Genomic DNA, 22282 nt, shown 5'->3' with positions numbered 1-22282 from the left:
CTGAAGATGAGGAGAACAAGGTGACAGCAACGACAATCGAGTCGGACGCGGGAACGCAGGACGTCCCGTCGTCCGAGGTGCGGCGGGACATGTACCGCCTGATGGTGGAGATCCGTCACTTCGAGAAGCGGTGGATGAGGATCTTCAACTCCGGCAAGACCGGGCCGGGCCACTCGTCCATCGGCATGGAGGCGATCGCGGCCGCATTCGGCACTCTGCTGGGTGAGGGGGACAAGACCTACGCCACCTACCGTGGTCACGCCCACACCCTGGCCCGTGGCGTGCCGATGAACGAGACGATGGCCGAACTGCTCGGTCGGGCCACCGGCCTCAACGGCGGCAAGGGTGGCTCGATGCACCTGACGAGCGTCGATCACGGGATGATGGGTTCGTACGCGATCATCGGTGCGCACCTGCCGGTGGCCACCGGCGCCGCCCTGGCCTCGAAGTACAAGGGTGAGGACACGGTCACCGTGTGCTTCTTCGGGGACGGCACCACCAATATCGGTGCCTTCCACGAGGCGATTAACCTAGCCGCCATCTGGTCGCTTCCGGTGATCTTCGTCTGCGAGAACAACCAGTACATGGAGTACACGCCGATCCGGGACGTCACCGCCGTGGACCGGCCCGCCGCCGATCGTGCCGCCTCGTACGGGCTGCCGGCCATCGAGGTCGACGGCAACGACCCGGACCTGCTCCACGCCGCGGCGAGCGCCGCCATCGAGCGTGCCCGCGCGGGTCAGGGTCCGAGCCTGATCGAGGCGGTCACCTACCGCCATCTGGGACATGCCAGCGCCGACCCGGGCAAGTACCGGCCTCAGGAGGAGATCGACGAGTGGATCGGCCGCGACCCGGTCCCCATGTACAAGGCGCGTCTGGTGGAGGCCGGGGTGCCAGCCGAGGATCTTGACGAGATGGAACAGCAGATCATTCAGCGGGTGGAGCAGGCCGCGGACTTCGCGCTCGCCTCCCCGTTGCCGGCAGTGGATACGTTGATGACCAACGTGTGGGCGAATGGAGATTCCTCGTGGCGACGATGACCTACCGCGCGGCCGTGACCCGCGCCATCCAGCAGGAGATGCGACATGACGACCGCGTCTTCCTCATCGGGGAGGACGTCGCCAAACCGGGCGGTGTCTTCAAGACCACCGGCGGGCTGCTCGACGAGTTCGGCCCCCGCAGGGTGATGGACACCCCGATCTCGGAGCAGGCCATCATCGGTGCCGCGATGGGCGCGGCGTCCTCGGGGCTGCGTCCGATCGCCGAGATGATGTTCGCCGACTTCGTCCTGGTGGCGCAGGACCTGGTGTCCAACCAGATCGCCAAGTCCTCGTACATGACCAACGGCCAGCTCCCGCTGCCCCTGGTGATCCGGTTCAACGCCGGTGGGGGGTTGCGTTTCGGCGCCCAGCACTCGCAGAGCGTGGAGAACTGGCTGATGGCGATCCCCGGCCTGAAGGTCGTGGCCCCGTCCACCCCGGCCGATGTCATCGGCCTGATGGCCGCCGCCGTACGCGATCCCGATCCGGTGATGTTCGTCGAACACAAGGGCCTGTTGTCGTCCAAGGGAGAGGTCCCCGACGGTGACATCGTCGACGAGCTCGGCAAGGCCAAGGTCGTCCGCGAGGGCCGAGACGCCACGATCGTCGCCGTGGGCATGATGGTCGGTCGCGCCCTGAAAGCGGCGGAGTTCCTGGCCGCCGACGGCGTCGACTGCCAGGTCATCGACGTGCGCTCCCTGGTGCCCCTGGACACCACCACGATCCTGGAGGCAGTGCGGTCCACGGGGCGCCTGATCACCGTCGAGGAGAACCCCCGTCTGTGTGGCTGGGGAGCGGAGATCTGCTCCATCGTCGTCGAGGAAATCTTCTCCTCCTTGACCGCCGCCCCCGTGCGTATCACCACCCCGCACATCCCACTGCCCCACGCCGGGGTGCTCGAGGACGCCGCGATACCGTCCGTCGACCGGATCATGGAGACCGTCCGCGGGGCATACGCCCGGGTGTGACCCGGTGCCCACCGGCGATCCGGTGAGCACTCGGATGCACGAGGAACCGGGCCGGGAGACCACTCTCCCGGCCCGGTTCCTCGTTGTGGTGCGGGCATCGGCGGCGCCCATCGCCGACCTGGAAGGGGTGGACTCGAGCCACTGGCACAGGAGGCGGCCGCGACTGATGACCGGCCCCTGCGGCGGGCGGGATCGCTCGGTGCGGTGGGGCCGTCAGTGGTCTCGCGGGACGCGGTTGAACGGCACGTCCTTGTCGATGCGGGGCTCGGGGGGCAGGCCCAGGACCCGTTCGCCAATGATGTTGCGCTGGACCTCGTCGGTGCCGCCGGCGATGTGGAAGCCGGGGGCGCCCAGGACGTGCTCGCCCCACGAGTAGGTGCCCCACTGTCCGGTGTCGGCGGTGAGCCTGGAGCCCAGCGCGGCGGTGGCGACCTCGGAGTACCGGCTGAGGTTGCGGGCCCAGAGCAGTTTGCGCACCGAGCCGACCGCCCCGGGGGCCTCCCCGCGCACGGAGGCGTTGCTGATGCGCTGACCGACCAGTTCCAGTACCCGGGTCTCGATCCAGGCGTCGGTGAGTCGACGCCTGGTGTCGGGGTCCTGTCCGCGCCCGCACCGACCGACCAGGTCCAGGAGCTGGGCGAAGGTCCCGCCGACCTGGCGGTGACCGGCGTTGCCGCGCTCGAAACCCAAGGTCGTCAGGGCGGTCTTCCAGCCGCCGCCAATCTCCCCGAGTCGGTCGGTGTCGGGGATGCGGACATCGGTGAGGAAGACCTCGTAGAACGACGATCCCCCCGACATCTGGCGGATCGGGCGGACCTCGACCCCGGGGGTGTCCATGGCGAGCATGAAGGCCGTCAGGCCCCGGTGTTTGGGCACGCTCGGATCCGTGCGGGCGATGAGCTCGCCGTAGTGGGCGAACCCGGCGCCGGACGTCCAGACCTTCTGGCCGTTGACGATCCAGTCGTCGCCGTCGCGCTCGGCCCGCGTGGTCAACCCGGCCAGGTCCGATCCCGCGGCAGGCTCGGAGAACAACTGGCATGCCAGCAGCTGGGCCCGCAGCATCGGGGCCACGAAGCGCTCCCGCTGCTGGGCGTTGCCCAGTGCGGCGATGGTCGGGGCGATGAGTCCGACGGTGACACCGTGCAGTTCCGTCGACGGTGGCGTGAGGAAGCGGGACTCCTCCTCGGCGAACGCATGCAGGTACGGCGAGGGCAAACCGAGTCCCCCGAACTCGGTGGGCATGCCGATCGCGCCGTAGCCGGCCTCGTACTTCTCCCGCTGCCAGGCGCACGCCGCCTCGATGAGCTCCGCCTCCTGCTCGAAGGACAGATTGTGGAAGATCGGAACCGCGTCCGATCTCGAGGAGTCCTGCGCGATCTCCGACGACCGCAGGGGCAGCCGCTCCGAGAGCCACTGGCGGGCCTGCAGGCGCCAGTCGGCGAGATCGGGATACGAGTCAGACATCATGTTCCTTACTCCTGGGGGGCGAGTGGGTGTGCGAGACGATCGATCGGCCGCCACCTCGCTGTGGGCGATGGGATAACCTCGAGGCACGATGTGAGGCGCGCCGCCCTCACCCGGTTGTCGAGGGAGGTCGAGTGGCAGGCACCAGCAAGAAGCCGGCGCACCGGCCCTCGCGTCGGCCGCAGATCCTGCGGGCCGCACTGGAGGAGTTCGGGGTCACGGGTGTGCAGGGTGGGGACCTGGCCGCGATGTCGGTGATCGCCGATCGTGCCGGCGTCACGGCTGCGGCGATGTACTACCACTTCGCCTCCAAGTCCGACCTGCTGGTCTCGCTGCTCGAGTGCGCCGAGCCGGACATCGACGCGCTGTTGGACGAGGTCGCCCCCACACAGGAGGCCACCGCGTGGGCCGGATCGATGATCGAGGCCTTCACCCGGTGGGTCCGCCGGGACCCTCTCATGGCCCGCTTCTACTTCATCACCGCGCCGTCGGTCGCCGCTCCCGAGGTTCGTGACGCCTACGACGCCTCGCAGCAGGCGTTCACCCGACGACTGGTCGAGGTGCTGGGCAGGCTGCGCCCGGAGGCCGGCGAACTCGAACTGTGGACACAGGCGGTCGCACTCCTGGCCCTGATGCACGAGGTCGTGGTGACCACCTTGCAGGACAGACTTCCGGCGGGCCGTGGCTTCGCGACGACCGAACGAGCCGCACGAGCCATCGCGTGCTCGCTCGTGGGCGGGACCTGACGGCCCCGACGTCGGCTCTGTCATCGTCATCTCCGGTGTCCGGCCATCTGTTTCCGTATCGCCTGTAAAGAAACTACTGCACTCGTAGTGGCTTGTCACTCACGCTCGCCCACTGCCGTCGGGGCACGATGCGACCTGCGCATGCCGCGGCCGGCGCCCGGCACTGGGCATGCGGGTGGGCGCCGGCGATGGCGGTCTCAGCCGGAGTGCGCGGACTTGAGATGTCTGGCGATCTGCTGCTGCTGGATCTGCGAAGTGCCCTCGAACAACCGGAACAGACGCACGTCCCGGTAGAAGCGGCTGATGGCGTGTTCGGAGAAATATCCGGCGCCACCGAGGACCTGGACGGCACGGTCGGCCACCCGGCAGGCCATCTCACTGCAGAAGTACTTCGCGGCGGAGATCTCCGGGACGGGGATCGGCCCCACATCGAACTGCTGCGCGCAGTGCAGCACCAGGGCCCGCCCGGCCAGGGTCTCGGCCTGGCTGTCGGCCAACAGGTTCTCGACCGACTGGAAATCGGCGATCGGCTGCCCGAACTGGTGACGGCCCAGGGCGTAGGTCGTCGCCTCCTCGACCAGCCGCATGGCCTGACCCACGCAGGTGGCCGCCACATGGGTGCGGGCGGAGTTGATACCGCGCAGCGCCGAGCGCAGACCGTTGCCCTCGACGCCGCCGATGAGGGCGCCCGCCGGAACCCGGCAGTCCTCGAAGTGGACTTCGGTGCTCAGAGACCCCCGCTGGCCCATCATCGGCTTCTGCGGGTCCACCCGCAGGCCGGGCGTGCCGGCCGGGACCAGGAAACCGGACATGCCCGCGCTGCCGTCGCCACCGGTACGGGCGTATACCAGGAACAGGTCCGCGATGGGCGCATTGGTGATGTAACGCTTGTGTCCGTTGATCACATACTCGTCGCCGTCACGGGTGGCGGTGGTGCGGGCCGACCCCGCGTCGGATCCGGCCTCCGGCTCGGTCAGCGCGAAGGCGGCCGTGCACTGACCCGACGCCATCGCCGGCAGCCACCGGCTGCGCTGCTCGTCGGTGCCGTGATCGAGCAGCGCCTGCGAGCACAACCCGATGGTGGAGGAGAATCGCGACCGATACGCCGCGGCGGCCTGGGTGAACTCCATGGTGAGCCGGACCTGCTCGGTCATCGACCAGCCCAGGCCCCCGTACTGGCGGGGAATGCTGATGGCGAACAGGCCGAGCTCGCGCATCCGCTCCACCAGGTCCTCGGGAATCCGGTCCTCCCGCTCGACCTCCCCTTCGCGTGGCCGCAGTTCCTCCTGCGAGAAGCGCCGGATCACATCCAGATACTCGTCGAATCCCATGTCTCGGATTGAGTCCCTCAACGCCACTCCTGGTTATCTCGGTCACATTTCGATACTTGACTCCGCCTAGAGTAAGAGCATAGGTTACTGGGGTCAAGCCAAAGTAAGTCTGGACGGGATGGAAGGCCGAAGCGTGGATGACCTGCTCATTGGATCATGGTCGATGCGCCCCGGAGTGGCTGTGGTCACGGACGAGGGCAGCGTGTCATGGGCGTCGTTGCGTGATCGCGTCGAACGCCTGGCCGCCGTGATCGATGAGCGCGTCCGCCCGGGTGGGCACGTCGCAGTCGCGGGGGCGAACACTCCCGAGACGCTCGTGTCGTACCTGGCCTGCCTGGTGTCCGGGCGGGCCCCGGTCGGGATCAACCCCAAGCTGGCGCGCGACGAGTTCGCCTATCTGATCGACGACGCCGGCATCGAGCTGCTCCTCGGGGGGGCCGGCGTGGCGCAGACGGTGGACAGTCTGGACACCCGCCACGGATTCACCGGCCTCTACTGGGGTGGCGACGCGGCGGAGTCGTCCTGGCAGGCGGCCATCGAGGCCGCACAGCCCAACGGGACGCGTCCGGCGGCCGCCCCGGTCGCACCCCTGCTCTACACCTCGGGAACGAGCGGTCGCCCCAAGGGGACCCGCGTGCGGTGGGTCGCCGATCCCGGCCAGACCGTCGCCGAGCACATCGAGCAGCTCGCCTCCGCGGGCCGGATGCTGCCCGAGGGACCTCACCAGGTCGCCGGTCCGCTCTATCACAACGGTCCGCTGATCGCGGTGCGGGCACTGCTGGCCGGACGCACGATCGTGCTCCCGTCGCGCTTCGACGCGCGTGGATTCCTGCGTCTGGTGCAGGAGAACGGGTCGGCGTCCTCGGTCATGGTCCCGACCCACCTGTCGCGCCTGCTGGCCCTGGAGTCGGCCGAGCGGGAGAGCTTCGACACCTCGAGCCTGCAGAAGGTCATCCTCACCGGGGCGGCGTGCCCGGCCGATGTCAAAAGAGCCGTCATCCGGTGGTGGGGGCCGGTGGTCGAGGAGGTCTACGGCGGCACCGAGTCCGGCACCCTGTGCCGGATCAGCGCGACCGAATGGCTCGACCACCCCGGATCGGTCGGCCGCACAGTCCCCGGCTTCCAGGCGGTGGTGGTCGACCGGGACGGCACCCCCCAGGACCCCGGGACGACCGGGAGGCTGTACTTCCGGGACGCCTCACTGCGCGGAATCCAGTACCACAACGCCCCGGACAAGACCGCCCAGGCCCACCTCGAACCGGGCACCTTCACCCTCGGCGACGTGGGATACCTCGACGCCGACGGCTACGTCCACATCACCGACCGGGACGTGGACATGGTGGTCTCCGGCGGGGTGAACATCTACCCCGCCGAGGTCGAGCGGGTGCTCTCGCAGTGTCCGGCGGTCACCGACGTCGCCGTGATCGGCGTACCTAACACCGACATGGGCGAGGAACTGCGCGCCCTGGTCAGCGTCAGCGGCCCGGTCACCGAGGCCGACCTCGACACGTTCTGTCGACAGCAACTGGCGGGCTATAAATGCCCGCGCAGCTACCAGTTCGTCGACCGACTGCCCAGAAACGACATGGGCAAACTCAACAAGCGACAACTGCGCCAGACCTTCTGGCCTGACACCCGAACCATCGGAGGCTGACAATGGACCTTGGACTCACCGGCGCGAACGCACTCATCACCGGCGCGAGCCGCGGCATCGGATTCGCGATCGCCACGCAGTTGGTGGCAGAAGGGGCCAACGTCGCCATCTGCGGACGCGACGAGAACCAACTCGCCGAGGCCGCCGAGAAACTCACCACCCAAGGACCCGGACGCGTCCACGCCACACCGGTGGACGTCTCCGACGCCGACCAGATCAACCGCTGGGTCACCTCGGCCGCCGACGACCTGGCAGGCCTGGACATCGTCGTGTCCAACGTCAGCGGCATGGGCGGCCCCGGACTTGAGGCATGGGAGCGCAACTTCCGCATCGACGTGCTGGGCTTCCACCACCTCATGGTCGCCGCACATCCCCACCTGCAGAAGTCCTCCCGCGCCTCGGTCATCGCGCTCGGCACCACCGCCGCCACCGAAACCTTCGGCGACCCGACCGTGGCCTACGGCTCCCTCAAGGCCGCGCTGATCCACCAGATCTCGGGCTACGCCCAGAAGTGGGCCGGCGAGGGCATCCGCTGCAACGCCGTCTCTCCCGGACCGGTGCTGTTCGAGGGCGGCGCCTGGGACACCGTCCGCACCAACAACCCCGAGATGTTCGAGCGCATCCTCGGGATGATTCCCCGCGGATCGATGGCCTCCCCGCAGGAGATCGCCTCGGTGGTCACCTTCCTGTCCAGCCCGGCGGCGAGCATCATCACCGGCGTCAACGTGGTGGCGGACGGGGGTTTCACGAAAATGGTCAAGTTTTGACCGAACCTGTCCCACACACAACGGCCCGGGTCCTTCCCTCCGGAATCGTCCTGTCGGTGGCAGAGAACGAGACCGTCATGGCCGCCGCGCACCGAGCCGGCTACTACTGGCCCACCATCTGCGGAGGCCACGCACGATGCGCCCGATGCGTCATGGAGATCGAAGACGGCGCCGAAGCAATGTCTGAAGCCTCCGACGAGGAGCGCAGCACTCTACGCAAGATACGAGGCGCATTCCGACCCGAATCCGAGCGGCTGGCCTGCCAGACCACACTCCGAGCAGACGTCACCGTGCGACGCCGCGGCGTAAGACCACAAGAGCCGAGGAATCAACAATGAGCATCGACCAAGAACAGCTCAACGAGATACACAGCAACGTCCACGCCAACCGCATCGAGTTCCCGCAGGAACTCCAGTTCCCGGAGGAACTGGGCATCACCGCACAGGACACCAAAATCCCGACCGAGCGGTACACCAGCCCAGACGTGCTCTCGGAGGAGTTCGAGAAGGTCTGGATGGCAACGTGGCAGCTCGCCTGCCGTGAGGAGGAGGTGGCCAACGTCGGTGACTACCACGAGTACGTCATCGGCCGGCAGTCCTACCTCATCGTGCGGGGCGAGGATGGGGTCCTGCGGGCCTTCCAGAACACCTGCCGTCACCGCGGCAAGCTCATCCGGACGGGCTCGGGCAACAGCGACGAACTCCGGTGCGGGTACCACTATTGGTGCTGGGGACTCGACGGCTCACTCAAGGACATCCCGAACAAGCAGTGGTTCCCCGGCGCGGACGAGGACGACCTGGACCTCGGCGAGATCCTCTGCGACGTCTTCGGGGGCTTCGTCTTCCTCAACCCCGATCCCCACGGTCCCACACTCGTCGACTACCTCGGACCGATCGTCGAGCAGCTGACCCCGTACCACCTCGAGAACCTCCGGGCCACGATGCACACCGTCGTCGAGCTGCCCTGCAACTGGAAAGTCGTGCTCGAAGCCTTCATCGAGACCTACCACGTCCAGGGCATCCACCCGCAGATCATGCCGTACATCGACGACTTCAACACCAAATTTCAGGTCATGGGCGACCACACCCGGATGATCGTGCCGTTCGGCGTGCCGAGCATGCGGCTCGAGCACATTGACCAGGCCGAGGTGTACGAGCAGTACCACACCGTCGCCGGCAAGGTGGCCACGCGCGATAAGAAGACACCGCCCCCACCACCGCAGAAGCTCACTTTCCCCCCCGAGCACTTCGACGACAACGGGGAGTGGATCGGCCCCGGCACGGTCCGGGACCACTTGATCGAGGAGACCCGCAAGCGAGGCAAGATACTCGGCCACGACTACTCGGGCTTGGTCGAAGCCCAGCTCGTGGACGACTACCACTACCACATCTTCCCGTCGATGGCGTTCAATCTCCACGCCGGCGCGATGCTGTTGTTCCGGGCCCGCCCCCACGCGACCGACCCCGACCGATGCTGGTTCGACATTTACACCCTGCGGGTGCCCGATCTGAACGAGCCGATGCCCGAGCCCGCACCCACGGAGCATCTGAGCATCGACACCACCAGCTTCGGACTCGTCCTGGATCAGGACTTCGACAATATCGGCGAAGTCCAACAGGGCCTACATGGCCGAGCCGTGACCGAGGTGACCGTAGGAGCATCCGAGATCCGGATCATCAACTTCTACCGAACACTACTCAGGTACGCCCAAAAGGACCCATCCATGACCAAGAAGATGTGAGGGAGGTAACATTTGAAGGGGTCAACTCGGCGAGCAGCCGAGCGTCTGCCACCCAATCTCTGGTGAGCGGTGGCGGAGGGCAGGCGGGTTGTTGGCCCGTTGACTCGCGAGGACCCCGCGGAGTGCGGTGGCGCATTTTTTCACACCCCGCCGCGAACTGTCTCGTCAGAACCATCACCAAGCATCATGGCGACGCCCTGGCCGGGTCCGCCGAATCGGGAGTAAGTGAAATGACAATGAACTACACCACGCCGGACGAGGCTGTCGGCGTCCCCGGCCCGACCACGGGCCACCATCGGGCACCGGAACCCGGCGCCGCCACCCTGTCCGCCATCGACGTGACCCTGACCTACCCCTCAAGCGGCAGCACCGGGCGTTCCGAGGGCGTCGAGGCGCTACGCAACGTCACCCTCGAGGTGCCCCAGGGCCAGTTCGTCGCCCTCGTCGGCGCCAGCGGCTGTGGCAAGACCAGCCTGCTCAACATGTTCGCCGGGCTGGTCAAGCAGACCTCCGGATCACTGACAGTCAACGGCGAGGTCCCCAAGTGCCCCCCACCCAGCGTGGGCTACATGTTCGCCCGCGACGGCCTGCTGCCCTGGAGGCGCATCGAACGCAACGTCACCCTCGGACTCGAGACGGACAAGAACTGGTCACGTACACGCGCCCAGGAACGCGCCGACCAACTCCTCGACATGGTCGGACTCAACGGATTCGGCAAAGCCTTCCCCCGACAGCTCTCCCACGGCATGCGCCAGCGAGCCGCGATCGCCCGCACACTGGCCCCCGACCCGTCGATCCTGCTGATGGACGAGCCCTTCGCCGCCCTGGACGCCCAGACCAAACTGCGCATCCAGGCCGAGTTCTCCCGCATCCTCGAGACCTCCGAAACCCCCAAGACCGTGCTGTTCGTCACCCACGACCTCCAAGAAGCACTCCTGCTGGCCGATCGGGTCGTGGTCATGCTCCCCCGCCCGGGCCGGATAGCAACCGACCAGTTCGTCGACCTGCGCAGACCGCGCTCTGAGCATCTCGCCGACCTGATGTTCGAACCCACATTCCGTGAACTCCACGAAGAGTTGTTCCACAAGCTCCAGGAAGGCGAGACCAAGTGACCAGGACATTTCCCCCCGAGGTCGAGCGGCCTTCCGAGGGCGAGCAGCCCTCCGCGGCACCGGCGGCCACGCCCACCAAGAAAGTCCCCTTGGCCGAACGCCGCGGACTGGTACTCATCGGACAGATCGGCTTCATCGTCCTGGTGCTGGGTGGCTGGCAACTGCTGGTCAACATAGGCGTCATCGAGGAACGCTTCTTCGGTAGCCCCATCGGCACCTACCAGCAGTTCGTCGAGATGCTCGTCAACGGCAACCTCCTTGAACAGACCGCAGCAACACTGCAAGCCACCATGCTCGCCCTGGCCATCGGCGTACCCGCCGGCGTCCTGATCGGACTGATCCTGGCCCTCTCGCCCTTCCTCGACAAAATCAGCTCACCCTTCATCGTCCCCCTCAACAGCCTGCCCCGAATCGCCTTCGCACCACTGTTCCTGCTCTGGTTCGGACTGACCATCTGGGCCAAAGTCGTCCTGGCAGTGTCCATCGTCGTATTCATCATGCTGCTCAACACCCGCGCCGGCGTCCGCAACGTCGACCCCGACCTGCAATCGGTGTCCAAACTCCTGGGACTCAAAGGCTGGGCCGTCATGCGCAAAGTCGCCCTACCCTTCGCCGTACCCTCCGTCATGGCCGGCTTCCGACTCTGCGTCACCTACGGCCTGCTCGGCGTCGTCGCCAGCGAAATGATCGCCGCCAGAAACGGACTCGGCCTGGAAATCGTCTCCAACTCCAACGCCCTCAACACCAACGGCGTCTTCGCCGTCCTGGTCATGCTCGCCTTCGTCGCCGTCGTCCTGGGCTTCCTCACCGAACGCTTCGAACGCTGGCTCCTCCGCTGGCAATAACCCCCACCCGACGGTGCGCCCGGACACCACCCCCAGGCGTACCGTCACCACAACCACACCCAACCCCCAGGTACCAGCCCAAACAAGGCGAGAATCGAACCGCCCCAGATTCCCCGCCACCTCCTCCACAAGCCCAGGAGGAGAGTTACACGCCGAACAAAATCGATCCCGCGGACAAGCAGACAATCCGGAAGTGGGCCGCGCACCCAACATCGACGCCCGGACACGCCCCGGCACCAGCACCAAGGACAACGCAAAGCCCAACCGTCCCACGGCCGAGAACCAACGGCTGACCGAAAACCCGGAGAGCATGCGCCGGGCCTCAATCTTCTTCGCGGGGGAGCTCGACCGCGTTGCCGGTGATCTGCGAACTCGTCGACCATATGAGGGCCGAAGAGCATGCGGTCGAGTCGGTTTGCCGTGGCCTGCGCAAAGCAGGCCTTGAAGATCGCCGCACGCACTTATCGGATGTGGACCTCACCCCGCCGGGCGGTGGCAACCAGAGTCGTCAGCGACGCTAAAATGGAGGGCCTCGTCCGGCAGCTGGTGTGGAAGCCCGATGCATGGTGGCGCCAGAGGATGCAGCCAGCCGGGCTGTACGGGCGGCGTCGCGAACAGCTCGATACGTTGGGTGGCGGCCGGCGGGCGGCTGGTCCACGGAAGCTGCTCCTCGAGGTGCGCCGGGCTGACCTGTTTGGGACGCTTTTCGGAAAGCGCGGTTCTGATGATCGGGTAGCGGTCGGACGGGCATCGGATAGCGGCCCGTCCGACCGCTTGGCCGCTATGGCGTTGCCGTGGCGAGGTGTCGTCTCATGTTGGGTCCGTCGAGGGCGATGATCTCGGCGCCGGCGACGATGCGGTTGAGGATCGATTCGGCGATGACCGCGTCTTGGAGCGACTTGTACCAATCGGGCGGATCGAACTGCGAGGTCACCAGAGTCGATCCTCGCCCTTCCCGAGCGGCAAGGATGCCCGAGCAGCTCCGCCGCGGTGTGCGGGGCCACCGGGGTGGTCAGGAAGTCGTCCAGAACCAGCAGGTCGCAGTTGTGCAGGTCGGTGAGGAAGTCCAGCCTGCGCTGCGAGGTCGGCTCCAGCACGGCGAGCCGGTTGGCCAGGTCGTCGAGGCGGAAGAACCTCGCGGTGTAGTACTTTCGGCACGCGGCATTGAGAAGCGCCTGGGCGAGGTAGGTCTTGCCCACGCTGGACTGGCCGAGCACGACGAGATTACGAGTGGCGTCGATCCATTGACAGCTGGAAAGACGTGCGATTAGCTCGCGGTTGACGTTGCGGTCAGGCAGGTAGCGGATCTCTTCTACGCAGGCGTCAGGGTTTGGCGATCTTTCAGGCCTTGAGTAGTTTCTGGGTCCGGCGTTCCTGCCTGGCCGTGATCTCTTTGTCTAGGGCGTGGAAGATCTTCTCGGAGAACGTCCACTCGTCGCAGGCGGGATCGTTGGCCAGATCGATGACGGTCTGTCCGAACGCGGTCATCCTCAACTGAGTGAACAGCGGCATGTCGGCGTCGGTGAGATGACGTTCAGTCACTGCAGCTCCTCCTGCCCCGCGATGCCGGCGCTCGGGCGGCCGGTCAGGGCGGCGAGACTGAACTGCTCAGGCCCGGCCAGATGCGCTCCGGTGGTATCTCGCCGCCCCGCCGGCGGCTCCAACCGGGCCGTCGTTGCAGGCGGCGCCGCCGTGGTCGTGGGCCGGGAAGCGGCCTGGGCTCGCAGGGCCGCCAACTTGGCGGCGGTGTAGCTGATCGCCCGGCGTGCGGTTTTAGAGACGAGTTGGCCGCAGGCCCGCTCGAGGAGCTGCTTGTTGTCCCCGCGGGCGAGGGCGAGGATGTTCTGGCACGAGCGGTAGCCCTGCGCTTCGATGCGCTGACGATCCAGTACCTCGCTGATCGCGGCGACGGTGTGCGGCCCGATCTTGTGGGCCTGGCGCACGAAGTAGGCCCGCGACCACAGGTCGGATGACTGCAGATGCTGAGCGGGCACGTGGTCAGGGGCGGTGACGAACGAATGTCGCTTACCGGAGACGGTGTGGGAGGCGATGACCTCCCCGCCAGCCATGACCGTGAGTGTGGGGCCGGTGATCACCCGCATCGACGTGCTGGCCGGCGAAGGTGTAGGGCACCGAGTACTTCACCGTGGCGATCTCGACGTGATAGTCCCGGTTGACCTTGGACTTCTTCCAGATGACCGGCTGCCAGCGAGCCTCGGGCAGAGCGATCAGTTCGGACTTCTCGTGCTCGGTGAATAGCTCGCGGCGGCTGGTCTTCTGGCCGCGGAACGGTGTCCGGTCGTTGATCGCCTCCACCTCGGCGGCGATCGCCTCGTTCAGATCGTCCAGGCTCGCGAACCGTCGATCGGCCAGCCGTCCGATCACCCAGTTCGTCACCACCTTCACCGCGGCTTCGACGTTGCCCTTGTCTTTCGGGCGAACCGGCCGAGTGGGTACGGCGGCGGTGTGGTGGTATTCGAGGAAGTCTCGGTACTCCCGGTTGACCTCGCGGGCCCGGTCGCCGCGGGCGATCTGGTTCGATGCCGTCGAGGCATTGTCCGGGACGATCACCTGGGCGGCGCCGCCGAAGTACTCGAAGGCCAGAAGGTGGGCATCGAGCCAGCTCGGCATCTTCTCGTCCACGCAGCCGCAGGCGAAGACCATCCCCGAGTACGGCAGCGTGGCCACAAACACCGACACTGTGGTCTTAGCGCCGGTGACGGGGTCGAAGATCGCCATCTTCGTGCCCGCCCAGTCGACCTGCATCGTGTGCCCGGGCACGTGCATGATCCTCATCGTCAGCTGATTTACCTCGACGTACTCGCCGATGATCTGGCAGAACCGCTGATAGCTGTAGTGCCGTTGCCCCGGCGTGCCGCCGGTGTCGAGGTAGTTGGCCCAGAGCACTCGCAGCGGTAGCTTCTTCTTGCCCGAGCGCCTCTTGACCATCTCCTCCACGTCGAAGGCCACGAACTCCGCCGACGGCGTCTTACGCCCGTCGGCGAACAAGGCGTCGATCTCCTCGCCGCTGAGCGCCTCGACCTGGCCGGCGGCGGTCAGCCCATGCTCGCGACACACCTTCTTCGCCTTCGCGACCGTGCGGTGCGAGCAACCCGCGATCGCCTCGATGTCCCGGTAGGACCTGTCCTGCAGCAGTAGCGACATCACCAATCGGCAATCAGTCACCGTGCCTCCTGTTCGGAAACACGCGCAGCCCAGTTGCCACGCGTAGAACCGACACGAACACACGGTGACTGGCACCGCTATCGGATGCTCATACTCGCGCTACCCGATCGTCAGAACCCTGCTTTCCGAAAGGGGTCCCTCACATGACCACAGCGAGTCCCGGGGCGGTGGACCGCGCGATACGCATATTAGGTCTATTCGATGTGACCAGGGCCAAAAAGGTGTACACGACCGCTCCAGCTCCGGACGCTGTGCGAAAGCCGGACCTGCTGGACCGGGACTTCACCTCTGTTCGCCCCGACCGTGTGTGGGGCGCTGGCTTCACCTACGTCCGAACGTGGGCCGGCTTCACCTACATGGCGTTCACCGCCCGAGTTTCCGCCCAGCGCCTCGTCGCCTAGAACGCAGACACCACCATGGCCACGGATCCGGTGGTGACGCCGCTACGGGTTGCGCTATGACAACGCGACCGCGAGGGCCCCCGTCGAGTCGAAGTCAATGATCAGCCACTGCGATGCGGACAGCCAATACACCTCTGTAGCGTTCACCGCACGCCTCGCCCTCGAGGGGATGGAACCATCGAACGGCAGCGTCGGCGACCCCTACGACAACGCGCCCAGAGACGATCAACGGGCTGTACAAGGCGGCCCAGTGTATCCGCTCGTCGATCTTCCGCGACGGGCCGTACAAGTCGCTCGCCGACATCGAGTACGCGACCGCCGGCTGGGTCGAGTGGTACAACAAGGGCCAGCTCCGCTCGAGCCTGGGCTACGTCCAGCCGGGCGAGTTCGAGCAAAGCTACTGCGCCGCTTTCAACCGAGAGCTGCAACGCACATAGGGAGCGGCGGGAAACCTGGGGCGGTTCAATGAGCTCGTCGCTCACTTCAGGCCAGCGGAGCGCTGGACGAGTTGTTCGCCAAGATCGATTCGGCGAGGATGAGATCACCGGCTCGGACGGGCCGCTGCCTGCCTAGCTCGAGACCACGTTGACGCGGGTCTGCAGTCGGAGCTGACAGGCCAACTGGGCTACGAGAAGGGTGAGCCGGCACCGGCCAAGCGAACGCCCCGAAACGGCCCCTCTCGAAGACCATCGAGTCCGAGGTCGGCTCGTTCACTGTCGGGACTGCTGCACGGATAGGTGACATTTGCGTCGAAGGGTATCGACGATGGAAGAATGTGTACCGTCCCGAAGGCGTTTCCCAAGGAGTTCCGCAAGGACGTGATCTGGGTTTTCCGCGACTCCGACGCGATCGTGTCCCAAGGTAGCGAAGGACATTTTGACCCTTCGAATCAAGCGGCTGTTCACGATCCCAGGTGCGCCTCAAGCTGCTTAATACACGAGGCACTATCGAGAGGGCTTCACAGGTTGAGCGTGAGTCGCTCACTCTTCGCGCGAGAGACGCATGGGAACATAGTATCGTTTGCTTCCCGTTCGTCGTCGGTGAGTACGGAGTCCAGGTGTAGGGGGATGCCGCTCAGCACCCCTGTCTCGCAGGTCCCGCAGACGCCTTCGGTGCACGAGACGTCGATGTCGAAACCGGCCTCTCGGAGAGCGTCGAGGGCTGAGGTGTCTTCGTCGACGGTGACGATCTGGCCGGTGGAGCCGATCTCGATCTCGAACGACGTCTGTTCGCCGATCTCCTCCTGGCGCGGGCTGAAACGTTCCATCCGGAGCGTGCCGGCCGGCCAGTGGCGCACGCCGTCCTCGACCGCTGAGATGAGAGCCTCAGGGCCGCAGCAGTAGACCAGTCGATCGGGCACCACGTCGGAGAGGAGCTCGGCCAGGGGGAGCAGTCCGGCTTCGTCGTGGGGAAGCAGTCGCACGCGCTCACCATGTCGTTCGACGAGTTCGTCGGCGAACGCCATCGACGACCGACTGCGTCCACCGTAGACGAGATTCCAGTCGAGCCCGACTCGCGAGGCCTCCTCGACCATCGTGCGGATCGGGGTGATGCCGATCCCACCGGCGATGAACAGGATGCTCTGGCAGGACGTCTCGAGTACGAAGTGGTTTCGTGGCCCCTTGACGCGTACGCGGTCGCCGGCGCTCAACTCGTCGTGGATGAATCGAGAGCCGCCGCGGGACTCGGGCTCGCGCAGGATGGCGATCCGCCAGCTGGACAGATCATCGGGTTCGCCGCAGAGCGAGTACTGCCGCACGATGCCGTCGGCGAGCTCGATATCGATGTGTGCCCCCGGGGTCCAGGCGGGCATGCTCTCGCCATCGGCGCGCACGAGCAGAAGTGAGACCACCCCGTCTGTGAGCACCTCCTTCGAGCGCACGACTGTGTCGAGCTCGACCTCATCATGGGTGCGGATCATTCGTTCCTCCTCTTTGTGGCCAGAGATCAGTCGCGGCGTGTGTAGGTGAAGGGGCGGTCTTTGCCGATGCGCGGCTCGGCGGGCAACCCGAGGACTCGTTCGCCTCCGATGTCTCGTGGGTTCCCGTCCGTAGTACCGACGAGGTTATGGCCCGGGGGCTGAACAGCTGCTCGCACCGGGCCGAGCGCGCCCGGCGGCGTGCGAACCGAGCACGCCGCGGCGGGCCCTTCGCCGTAAGCGTTGACGGCCCGGATGGCCCGATGGTGTCGCGAGGGCGCACGACCGCGGCGGAGGCGGCCTGCCAAGCTCCGGGGCCTATCGTCACATGATCGCCCTGCGCCCATTTGAGCACCTCCTCGTACTTACTTTAGTCAAGGTACACTAAAGAGTCGATCGGTCAAGAGCTTCTCGCGCTCCTCCGGCCATCTAAGTATTGACATCCTCTAGTAACTGTTTAGTGTTGGCGGACACACCCAGGAATGGAGGCGGCGTGAGCGTTGCAGGCGGTAGTCGACGAGTCATGGATCATGAGCAGGTCCTCTTCGGCATCGTGGACGACCGCGTCGAGAGCACCCCGCTCATCACTCGGTGCGCGAGCGTGCCCGGCCTGGCCACGTGGGCCAACACCCGGTCTATGCGTGTTGCCCCCTGTAGCGTTCGCTTCCGGCTCGCCACTACGAGGGGAAGGGTGGCCAGTCATCGTGAGCCGCGTCTGGACCTCGACGTGATGTCGTGCCACGTTTCCGCCGGTTCTGGCTGGGACCGTGGCGACGGGGGTACGCGGCCCCGCACGACGACCGGGTGGCGACGAACTGGTGCCGCTGGAGCACTTCACTGAGACCGTATCGGAGCAGTGTACCGGCCCCGGCGCGGCCGAGATGTGGCGCTCTCCCCGGAGGGCCTCGCCCGCGGAGGGTGCGGCCCCTCCCACGAAATCGATGGAGCCCCGGGGCGCACCGGGCCATTGACCTAAACGACCCGTGTTCCCGGCGGCGTGTCGGGACGACGAAAGGACCTACTCATGGAGATGCGACTATTCCCGGCCACCGACCTCGAAGTCTCGGTACTGGCGCTGGGTTGCAATAATTTCGGCCCACGACTCGACCAGGATGGCGCAACTGAGGTGACTCGAGCCGCACTTGACTCCGGCATCACGCACTTCGACACGGCGAACAGCTACTGGGCAGGGGCCTCGGAGCGCCTCCTCGGGCGGGCCCTAGGGTCTCGTCGTGACGAGGCAGTCATAGCCACAAAATTCGGAATGAAGAACGCGCCCGACGGTGGGGGCACCTCGGCGCAGGTTGTGCGCGACTCGTGCGAGGCCAGCCTCGAGAGACTCGGCACAGATCGGATTGACCTTTTCTACGTCCACTTCCCGGACGAATCGACCGCGATCGAGGAGACACTGCGAGCGCTTGACGAGCTAGTGCAGCAGGGCAAGGTGCGTCATGTCGCGTGCTCGAACTTCTCCAGTGGCCAAGTGCGGGAGGCGATCGAGGTGGCCACCGACGCCGACTTGCCGCGGTTCGTGGCCAGCCAGGTCCAGTGGAATTTGCTCGAGCGCGGGGTAGAGCAAGAGGATGTCCCGACCGCCCAGGAGCTCGGCTTGGGCATCGTGCCCTTCTTCCCTCTGGCCTCGGGTGTACTGACGGGCAAGTACCGGGCGGACGCCCCGCCGCCGGCGGACTCGCGGGCGGCCAACTGGAGCTACTTCTCCGACATCGCCACTCCGGAGCGCCTGGCGCGAGTCGAGCGGCTGAGTGAAGTGGCCGCGCGCTACGACCGATCGATCGTCGACCTGGCGCTCGGCTGGATCGCAAGCCAGCCGGCGGTAATTTCGGTACTCGCAGGCGCGACGTCGGTGCGCCAAGTGGAGTCCAACGTCGCGGCCGCATCGTGGCGACTGACGGACGAGCAATTATCCGAGGTCGACGCCACGCTCTAAGCGACGCTGCACGTCCCGGGCGGACGTGCTGGCGATGACCAACCAGGCGCAGCAGTCCTGGGCGGGCGCGGCTCCCATATGGGACGTCACTTCTGTACTCGATGACAGGGAGGCCGGCTCGTCACCCTGGCGGTGCCGCGGTTCCGAACTTCGTGTCGGCGAGGGTCGCGTTATCGTCATCGGCTACCTGGAATCCGCGCCATCGGGTGTGCATCGCCTTGCCGTTCAACGGCCTCTCGGCCAGCCGGTCCGTCTGTGGCCGGCTGGCCGTGCGGTCTCGCCGACCATGGCATCACCGTCACACTCGGGATGTCTGCGCTCCAGGCGGCAGGTGACTCGCCGCGTCGAAGGGCATGAGGCGCGCTTCCTCCTCCTACGCGGGGGGCAGTGGGCGGCTACGACGTGCGGAAGTCGGCCTGTCAGGGGTGGCTACATAGTCTTGACGTACTAAAGTATGTGAGTTTCAATACAGTGGATCTATAAAGAGGTGGCCCACCGGTGTGTCACCCTCGCACTCGACTGGAGGCCATTGCATGGTAGACATCAACACCGCGGCATCCGCGCCCGCTGCCCCCCGCCCGGACAACGGAGGCTCCGGTGCGCGAGGAAGCTATGAGGGTTTCGAGGGCACTGTCGGAAGAACTTTCGCCGCTTCCACACCGTGGTGGCCGAGTCGGCCCGAAGCTCCGGCGGGGGCGCCGAACGTCGTGATCATGCTGGCCGACGATGTGGGCTACTCGGACATCGGTTGCTTCGGGTCGGAGATTCCGACGCCACACCTTGATCGGGTGAGCCGGGAGGGGGTCCAATACACTGACTTTCACGTCTCGCCCCTGTGCTCGCCGACCCGAGCGGCACTGTTGACCGGAAAGAACGCGCACGCTGCCGGCGTCGGGATGGTGAGCAACATCGACCCGGGTTTCCCCGGATACGCATCGGAACTGCCCGATCATCAGAGCACGCTGGCCGAAATGCTTCGCGAAAACGGGTACGCGACGATGATGGTCGGCAAGTGGCACCTCACTAAGGACACCGACCTGTCCGAAGCGGGAGACCGACGGTCCTGGCCGCTCCAGCGGGGCTTTGACCAGTACTACGGATTTCTCGAAGCCTTGACCAATTTCCACCACCCCCACCGTCTGGTGGAGGGAAACAGCGTGGTGGACGTGGACGAGTACCCCGAGGACTACTACCTGACCGACGACCTCACCGATCGCGCGATCCGTATGATCCGCGAGTCGAAGGCGGCCCGGCCGGACAAGCCCTTCTTCATGTATTACGCCCACGGGGCCGTCCACGCGCCGCTGCACGCGAAGCGGGAAGACCTGCTGCGGCACCGTGGAAAGTATGAGGCGGGCTGGGACCGAATCCGTGAAGAGCGGCTCGCACGTCAGGAAGAGCTGGGGGTGATGCCCCCCGGCACACAGTTACCGCCGCGCAACTACGAGGACGAGCAGGACGTTCGCGCGTGGGACGAGCTGAGCGAGCGCGAGCAGTTGCTCTTCGCCCGGTACATGGAGATCTACGCGGCCATGGTCGAATCCATCGATGAGAGCACGGGCCGTCTGCGTCAGACTCTCGAAGAAATGGGCGAGTGGGACAATACGATCTTCCTGTTCCTCAGTGACAACGGGGCGTCACGTGAAGGTCATGACGCGGGAACCACTGCGTACTTCCGCACGTCCCAGACTGATGGCGCCGGCCGTGACGAGGACTGGCTGGCCTACGAGCAGGATCTCATCGGCGGTCCCCGGACGTGGCCGCACTATCCTCGCGGCTGGGCGATGGCGTGCAACACGCCGTTCCGGCTATACAAGATCTCCACACACCGCGGGGGGCACCAGATCCCGATGGTGATGTCGTGGCCGAAGGGCCTCAAGCGGCCGGCGGGTAGTTCGGTGCGCAGTCAATACACGCACGTCACCGGCGTTGTGCCCACTATCCTAGAACTCGTCGGCGTGCAGGCTCCAACGCATCGTCACGGGCTTGTTTCCGCTCCGTTGGATGGCGTCAGTTTCGTTCCCACGATCAGGGACGCGGCCGCGGAGGGCACGCACGGTGACCAGTTCTACGAATGCAACGGGAACAGGGCCTACCGTCGCGGCAAGTGGGAAGCCGTCACCAATCGCGAACCAGTGGGCCCGTTTCGGAGCCGCCCGGAGCGTACGGGCTTGAAGCCGTTGAGCGAAGACAAGTGGGAGCTCTACGACACCGAGAACGACCCCACCCAATGCGTTGATGTCGCCGACCAGTTCCCGGACGTGGTCGAGGAGCTGAAGGCGGCGTGGGACGAGGCCGCGTGGCGTAACCAGGTTTTTCCGATGAACGAGGGCACGGGCCTGGCTCACCTCAGACGCCCGGCCGATGTGGAGTCTCTCTCTCTGCCCGTCACGATCGCGACCGGGACGCCCACGCTGGAACGCTACCGATCGAGTTACCTCATTGATCAACGTAGCTTCATCGTCGAGGTTTCATTCCAACTGGCGGAGAGCGATCAGGGGGTGCTGTTCGCTCATGGCGGCCAAGAGGGGGGATATCTCGTCTACGTTGAGGACGGGAAACTCCACTTTGTGCAGAACGCCTTCGGTCGCATGCTCCGTCTGCCCGCAGTCGACATCGCGGCGGGGGAACACCAGCTCGAGGTGGACGTACACAACTCCGGGAACGGGCGGTGGGACGTCACTCTACGGCTGGACGGAGAGGCCAAGGCTCAGAGCGACGAGTTTCCGGCTTTCGCCGGTTGGCTCCCCTTCCAGGGGGTCGACGTAGGCGTGAACCGTCGCTCGCCGGTGTCGTGGGAGCTGTTCGAGAAGCACGGGTCCTTCCCGTTCACCGGAACCATGCACAAGGCGAGGTGGGTCCCTGGCGAGGAGGTCCCCAATGCTCGAGAGAAGCGGATCGCCAAGGCGATCGAGATGGGCCTGGCCCTCGAGTGATCAGGCTGCTGGCTGACCACGGCTGACATTGCGTCTACTGTGGTGATTCGGGCAGCCGTTCTTGCGCGGACGGTATGGACGTGTCCGGAGGGCGGCAGGACTCGGCTGGCAGGTCACGTGGTGCCGGCGCATTACGAACCTGCCGCCTTCTCTCCGCGGCACCGGGATAGCGCGCCTGTTCGCGATGCCGCCCGGTCGGGGAACTGCGACGAGACGGTCGTCACT

16 protein-coding genes and 3 pseudogenes are annotated in these 22282 nt (G+C 66.1%); 13 read left to right on the top strand and 6 right to left on the bottom strand.

Annotated features, from left to right (window positions below):
* Nucleotides 1-20: 20 nt before the first annotated feature.
* Together A6035_RS14050 and A6035_RS14045 are read left to right on the top strand one after the other, a co-directional pair.
* Complete coding sequence (locus A6035_RS14050; RefSeq protein WP_200836279.1) at nt 21-1040, top strand: thiamine pyrophosphate-dependent dehydrogenase E1 component subunit alpha; 1020 nt, start codon at nt 21-23, stop codon at nt 1038-1040.
* Entirely contained in the window at nt 1037-2008 is a 972-nt protein-coding gene (locus A6035_RS14045) for an alpha-ketoacid dehydrogenase subunit beta (RefSeq protein ID WP_235026522.1), read from the top strand. The genes A6035_RS14050 and A6035_RS14045 overlap by 4 nt, the downstream gene beginning before the upstream one ends.
* 213 nt (nt 2009-2221) lie before the next feature.
* On the opposite strand, the gene A6035_RS14040 is transcribed toward A6035_RS14045, so the two are convergent.
* Nucleotides 2222-3475, bottom strand: coding sequence for an acyl-CoA dehydrogenase family protein (locus A6035_RS14040; protein WP_327511255.1), 1254 nt, complete (start codon nt 3473-3475; stop codon nt 2222-2224).
* A 131-nt stretch (nt 3476-3606) separates the two neighbouring features.
* Between A6035_RS14040 and A6035_RS14035 the strand changes: the two genes are divergently transcribed.
* A complete protein-coding gene (locus A6035_RS14035) occupies nt 3607-4218 on the top strand; it encodes a TetR/AcrR family transcriptional regulator (RefSeq protein ID WP_159149226.1) in 612 nt (203 codons plus the stop codon).
* A gap of 197 nt (nt 4219-4415) precedes the next feature.
* Here the strand turns inward: A6035_RS14035 and A6035_RS14030 are convergent, their stop codons facing one another.
* Nucleotides 4416-5549, bottom strand: coding sequence for an acyl-CoA dehydrogenase family protein (locus A6035_RS14030; RefSeq protein WP_108848359.1), 1134 nt, complete (start codon nt 5547-5549; stop codon nt 4416-4418).
* A gap of 118 nt (nt 5550-5667) precedes the next feature.
* Between A6035_RS14030 and A6035_RS14025 the strand changes: the two genes are divergently transcribed.
* The 6 genes from A6035_RS14025 to A6035_RS14000 all read left to right on the top strand — a co-directional run bounded on the left by A6035_RS14025 (nt 5668) and on the right by A6035_RS14000 (nt 11668).
* The gene (locus A6035_RS14025; RefSeq protein ID WP_108848357.1) at nt 5668-7203 is read left to right on the top strand and encodes an AMP-binding protein; all 1536 of its coding nucleotides are present in this window, start codon (nt 5668-5670) and stop codon (nt 7201-7203) included.
* A 2-nt stretch (nt 7204-7205) separates the two neighbouring features.
* Nucleotides 7206-7970: an SDR family NAD(P)-dependent oxidoreductase gene (locus A6035_RS14020; RefSeq protein ID WP_108848355.1), complete on the top strand. Its 765-nt coding sequence runs from the start codon at nt 7206-7208 to the stop codon at nt 7968-7970.
* The gene (locus A6035_RS19440; protein ID WP_412523597.1) at nt 7967-8308 is read left to right on the top strand and encodes a 2Fe-2S iron-sulfur cluster-binding protein; all 342 of its coding nucleotides are present in this window, start codon (nt 7967-7969) and stop codon (nt 8306-8308) included. The genes A6035_RS14020 and A6035_RS19440 overlap by 4 nt, the downstream gene beginning before the upstream one ends.
* Nucleotides 8305-9711, top strand: coding sequence for an aromatic ring-hydroxylating oxygenase subunit alpha (locus A6035_RS14010; RefSeq protein WP_108848352.1), 1407 nt, complete (start codon nt 8305-8307; stop codon nt 9709-9711). The genes A6035_RS19440 and A6035_RS14010 overlap by 4 nt, the downstream gene beginning before the upstream one ends.
* A gap of 230 nt (nt 9712-9941) precedes the next feature.
* On the top strand, nt 9942-10823 hold the full coding sequence (locus A6035_RS14005) for an ABC transporter ATP-binding protein (protein WP_200836278.1): 882 nt from the start codon (nt 9942-9944) through the stop codon (nt 10821-10823).
* Complete coding sequence (locus tag A6035_RS14000; protein ID WP_108848350.1) at nt 10820-11668, top strand: ABC transporter permease; 849 nt, start codon at nt 10820-10822, stop codon at nt 11666-11668. The genes A6035_RS14005 and A6035_RS14000 overlap by 4 nt, the downstream gene beginning before the upstream one ends.
* Nucleotides 11669-12449: 781 nt before the next feature.
* Here the strand turns inward: A6035_RS14000 and A6035_RS19505 are convergent.
* The 3 genes and pseudogenes from A6035_RS19505 to istA all read right to left on the bottom strand — a co-directional run bounded on the left by A6035_RS19505 (nt 12450) and on the right by istA (nt 14929).
* Nucleotides 12450-13210: pseudogene (locus A6035_RS19505) on the bottom strand (ATP-binding protein).
* Nucleotides 13207-13737 (bottom strand): hypothetical protein, encoded by a 531-nt coding sequence (locus A6035_RS18820; protein WP_235026715.1) that lies wholly within the window; start codon nt 13735-13737, stop codon nt 13207-13209. The pseudogene A6035_RS19505 and the gene A6035_RS18820 overlap by 4 nt, the downstream one beginning before the upstream one ends.
* Entirely contained in the window at nt 13694-14929 is a 1236-nt protein-coding gene (istA, locus tag A6035_RS13990; RefSeq protein ID WP_244192449.1) for an IS21 family transposase, read from the bottom strand. Before istA ends, A6035_RS18820 begins: the two co-directional genes overlap by 44 nt.
* An 80-nt stretch (nt 14930-15009) precedes the next feature.
* Between istA and A6035_RS18815 the strand changes: the two are divergent.
* A pseudogene (locus tag A6035_RS18815) lies at nt 15010-15692 on the top strand (integrase core domain-containing protein); the annotation flags it as partial.
* 44 nt (nt 15693-15736) lie between these two features.
* Nucleotides 15737-15973 (top strand): annotated as a pseudogene (locus A6035_RS19435) (transposase); the annotation flags it as partial.
* Nucleotides 15974-16213: 240 nt separating this feature from the next.
* On the opposite strand, the gene A6035_RS13975 reads toward A6035_RS19435, so the two are convergent.
* On the bottom strand, nt 16214-17176 hold the full coding sequence (locus tag A6035_RS13975; protein ID WP_108848346.1) for a PDR/VanB family oxidoreductase: 963 nt from the start codon (nt 17174-17176) through the stop codon (nt 16214-16216).
* A 1021-nt stretch (nt 17177-18197) separates the two neighbouring features.
* On the opposite strand from A6035_RS13975, the gene A6035_RS13970 reads away from it, so the two are divergent.
* Nucleotides 18198-19121, top strand: coding sequence for an aldo/keto reductase (locus A6035_RS13970; RefSeq protein ID WP_108848344.1), 924 nt, complete (start codon nt 18198-18200; stop codon nt 19119-19121).
* A 533-nt stretch (nt 19122-19654) separates the two neighbouring features.
* Nucleotides 19655-22057, top strand: coding sequence for an arylsulfatase (locus A6035_RS13965; RefSeq protein ID WP_108848342.1), 2403 nt, complete (start codon nt 19655-19657; stop codon nt 22055-22057).
* Nucleotides 22058-22282 lie beyond the last annotated feature (225 nt).

The sequence above is a fragment of the Dietzia lutea genome (genome assembly GCF_003096075.1).
In the GTDB taxonomy this organism is placed as follows: domain Bacteria; phylum Actinomycetota; class Actinomycetes; order Mycobacteriales; family Mycobacteriaceae; genus Dietzia; species Dietzia lutea.
The sequence above is the reverse complement of the archived record's forward strand: the minus strand, read 5'-3'. Positions and strand labels throughout refer to the sequence as shown.

Coding starts and splice junctions, on each gene's coding strand:
- A6035_RS14045 (WP_235026522.1), top strand. CDS start 1,037: ATGACCTACCGCGCGGCCGTGACCCGCGCCATCCAGCAGGAGATGCGA.
- A6035_RS14040 (WP_327511255.1), bottom strand. CDS start 3,475: ATGATGTCTGACTCGTATCCCGATCTCGCCGACTGGCGCCTGCAGGCC.
- A6035_RS14030 (WP_108848359.1), bottom strand. CDS start 5,549: ATGGGATTCGACGAGTATCTGGATGTGATCCGGCGCTTCTCGCAGGAG.
- A6035_RS14025 (WP_108848357.1), top strand. CDS start 5,668: ATGGAAGGCCGAAGCGTGGATGACCTGCTCATTGGATCATGGTCGATG.
- A6035_RS14020 (WP_108848355.1), top strand. CDS start 7,206: ATGGACCTTGGACTCACCGGCGCGAACGCACTCATCACCGGCGCGAGC.
- A6035_RS14010 (WP_108848352.1), top strand. CDS start 8,305: ATGAGCATCGACCAAGAACAGCTCAACGAGATACACAGCAACGTCCAC.
- A6035_RS14005 (WP_200836278.1), top strand. CDS start 9,942: ATGACAATGAACTACACCACGCCGGACGAGGCTGTCGGCGTCCCCGGC.
- A6035_RS18820 (WP_235026715.1), bottom strand. CDS start 13,737: ATGGCTGGCGGGGAGGTCATCGCCTCCCACACCGTCTCCGGTAAGCGA.
- A6035_RS13975 (WP_108848346.1), bottom strand. CDS start 17,176: ATGATCCGCACCCATGATGAGGTCGAGCTCGACACAGTCGTGCGCTCG.
- A6035_RS13970 (WP_108848344.1), top strand. CDS start 18,198: ATGGAGATGCGACTATTCCCGGCCACCGACCTCGAAGTCTCGGTACTG.
- A6035_RS13965 (WP_108848342.1), top strand. CDS start 19,655: ATGGTAGACATCAACACCGCGGCATCCGCGCCCGCTGCCCCCCGCCCG.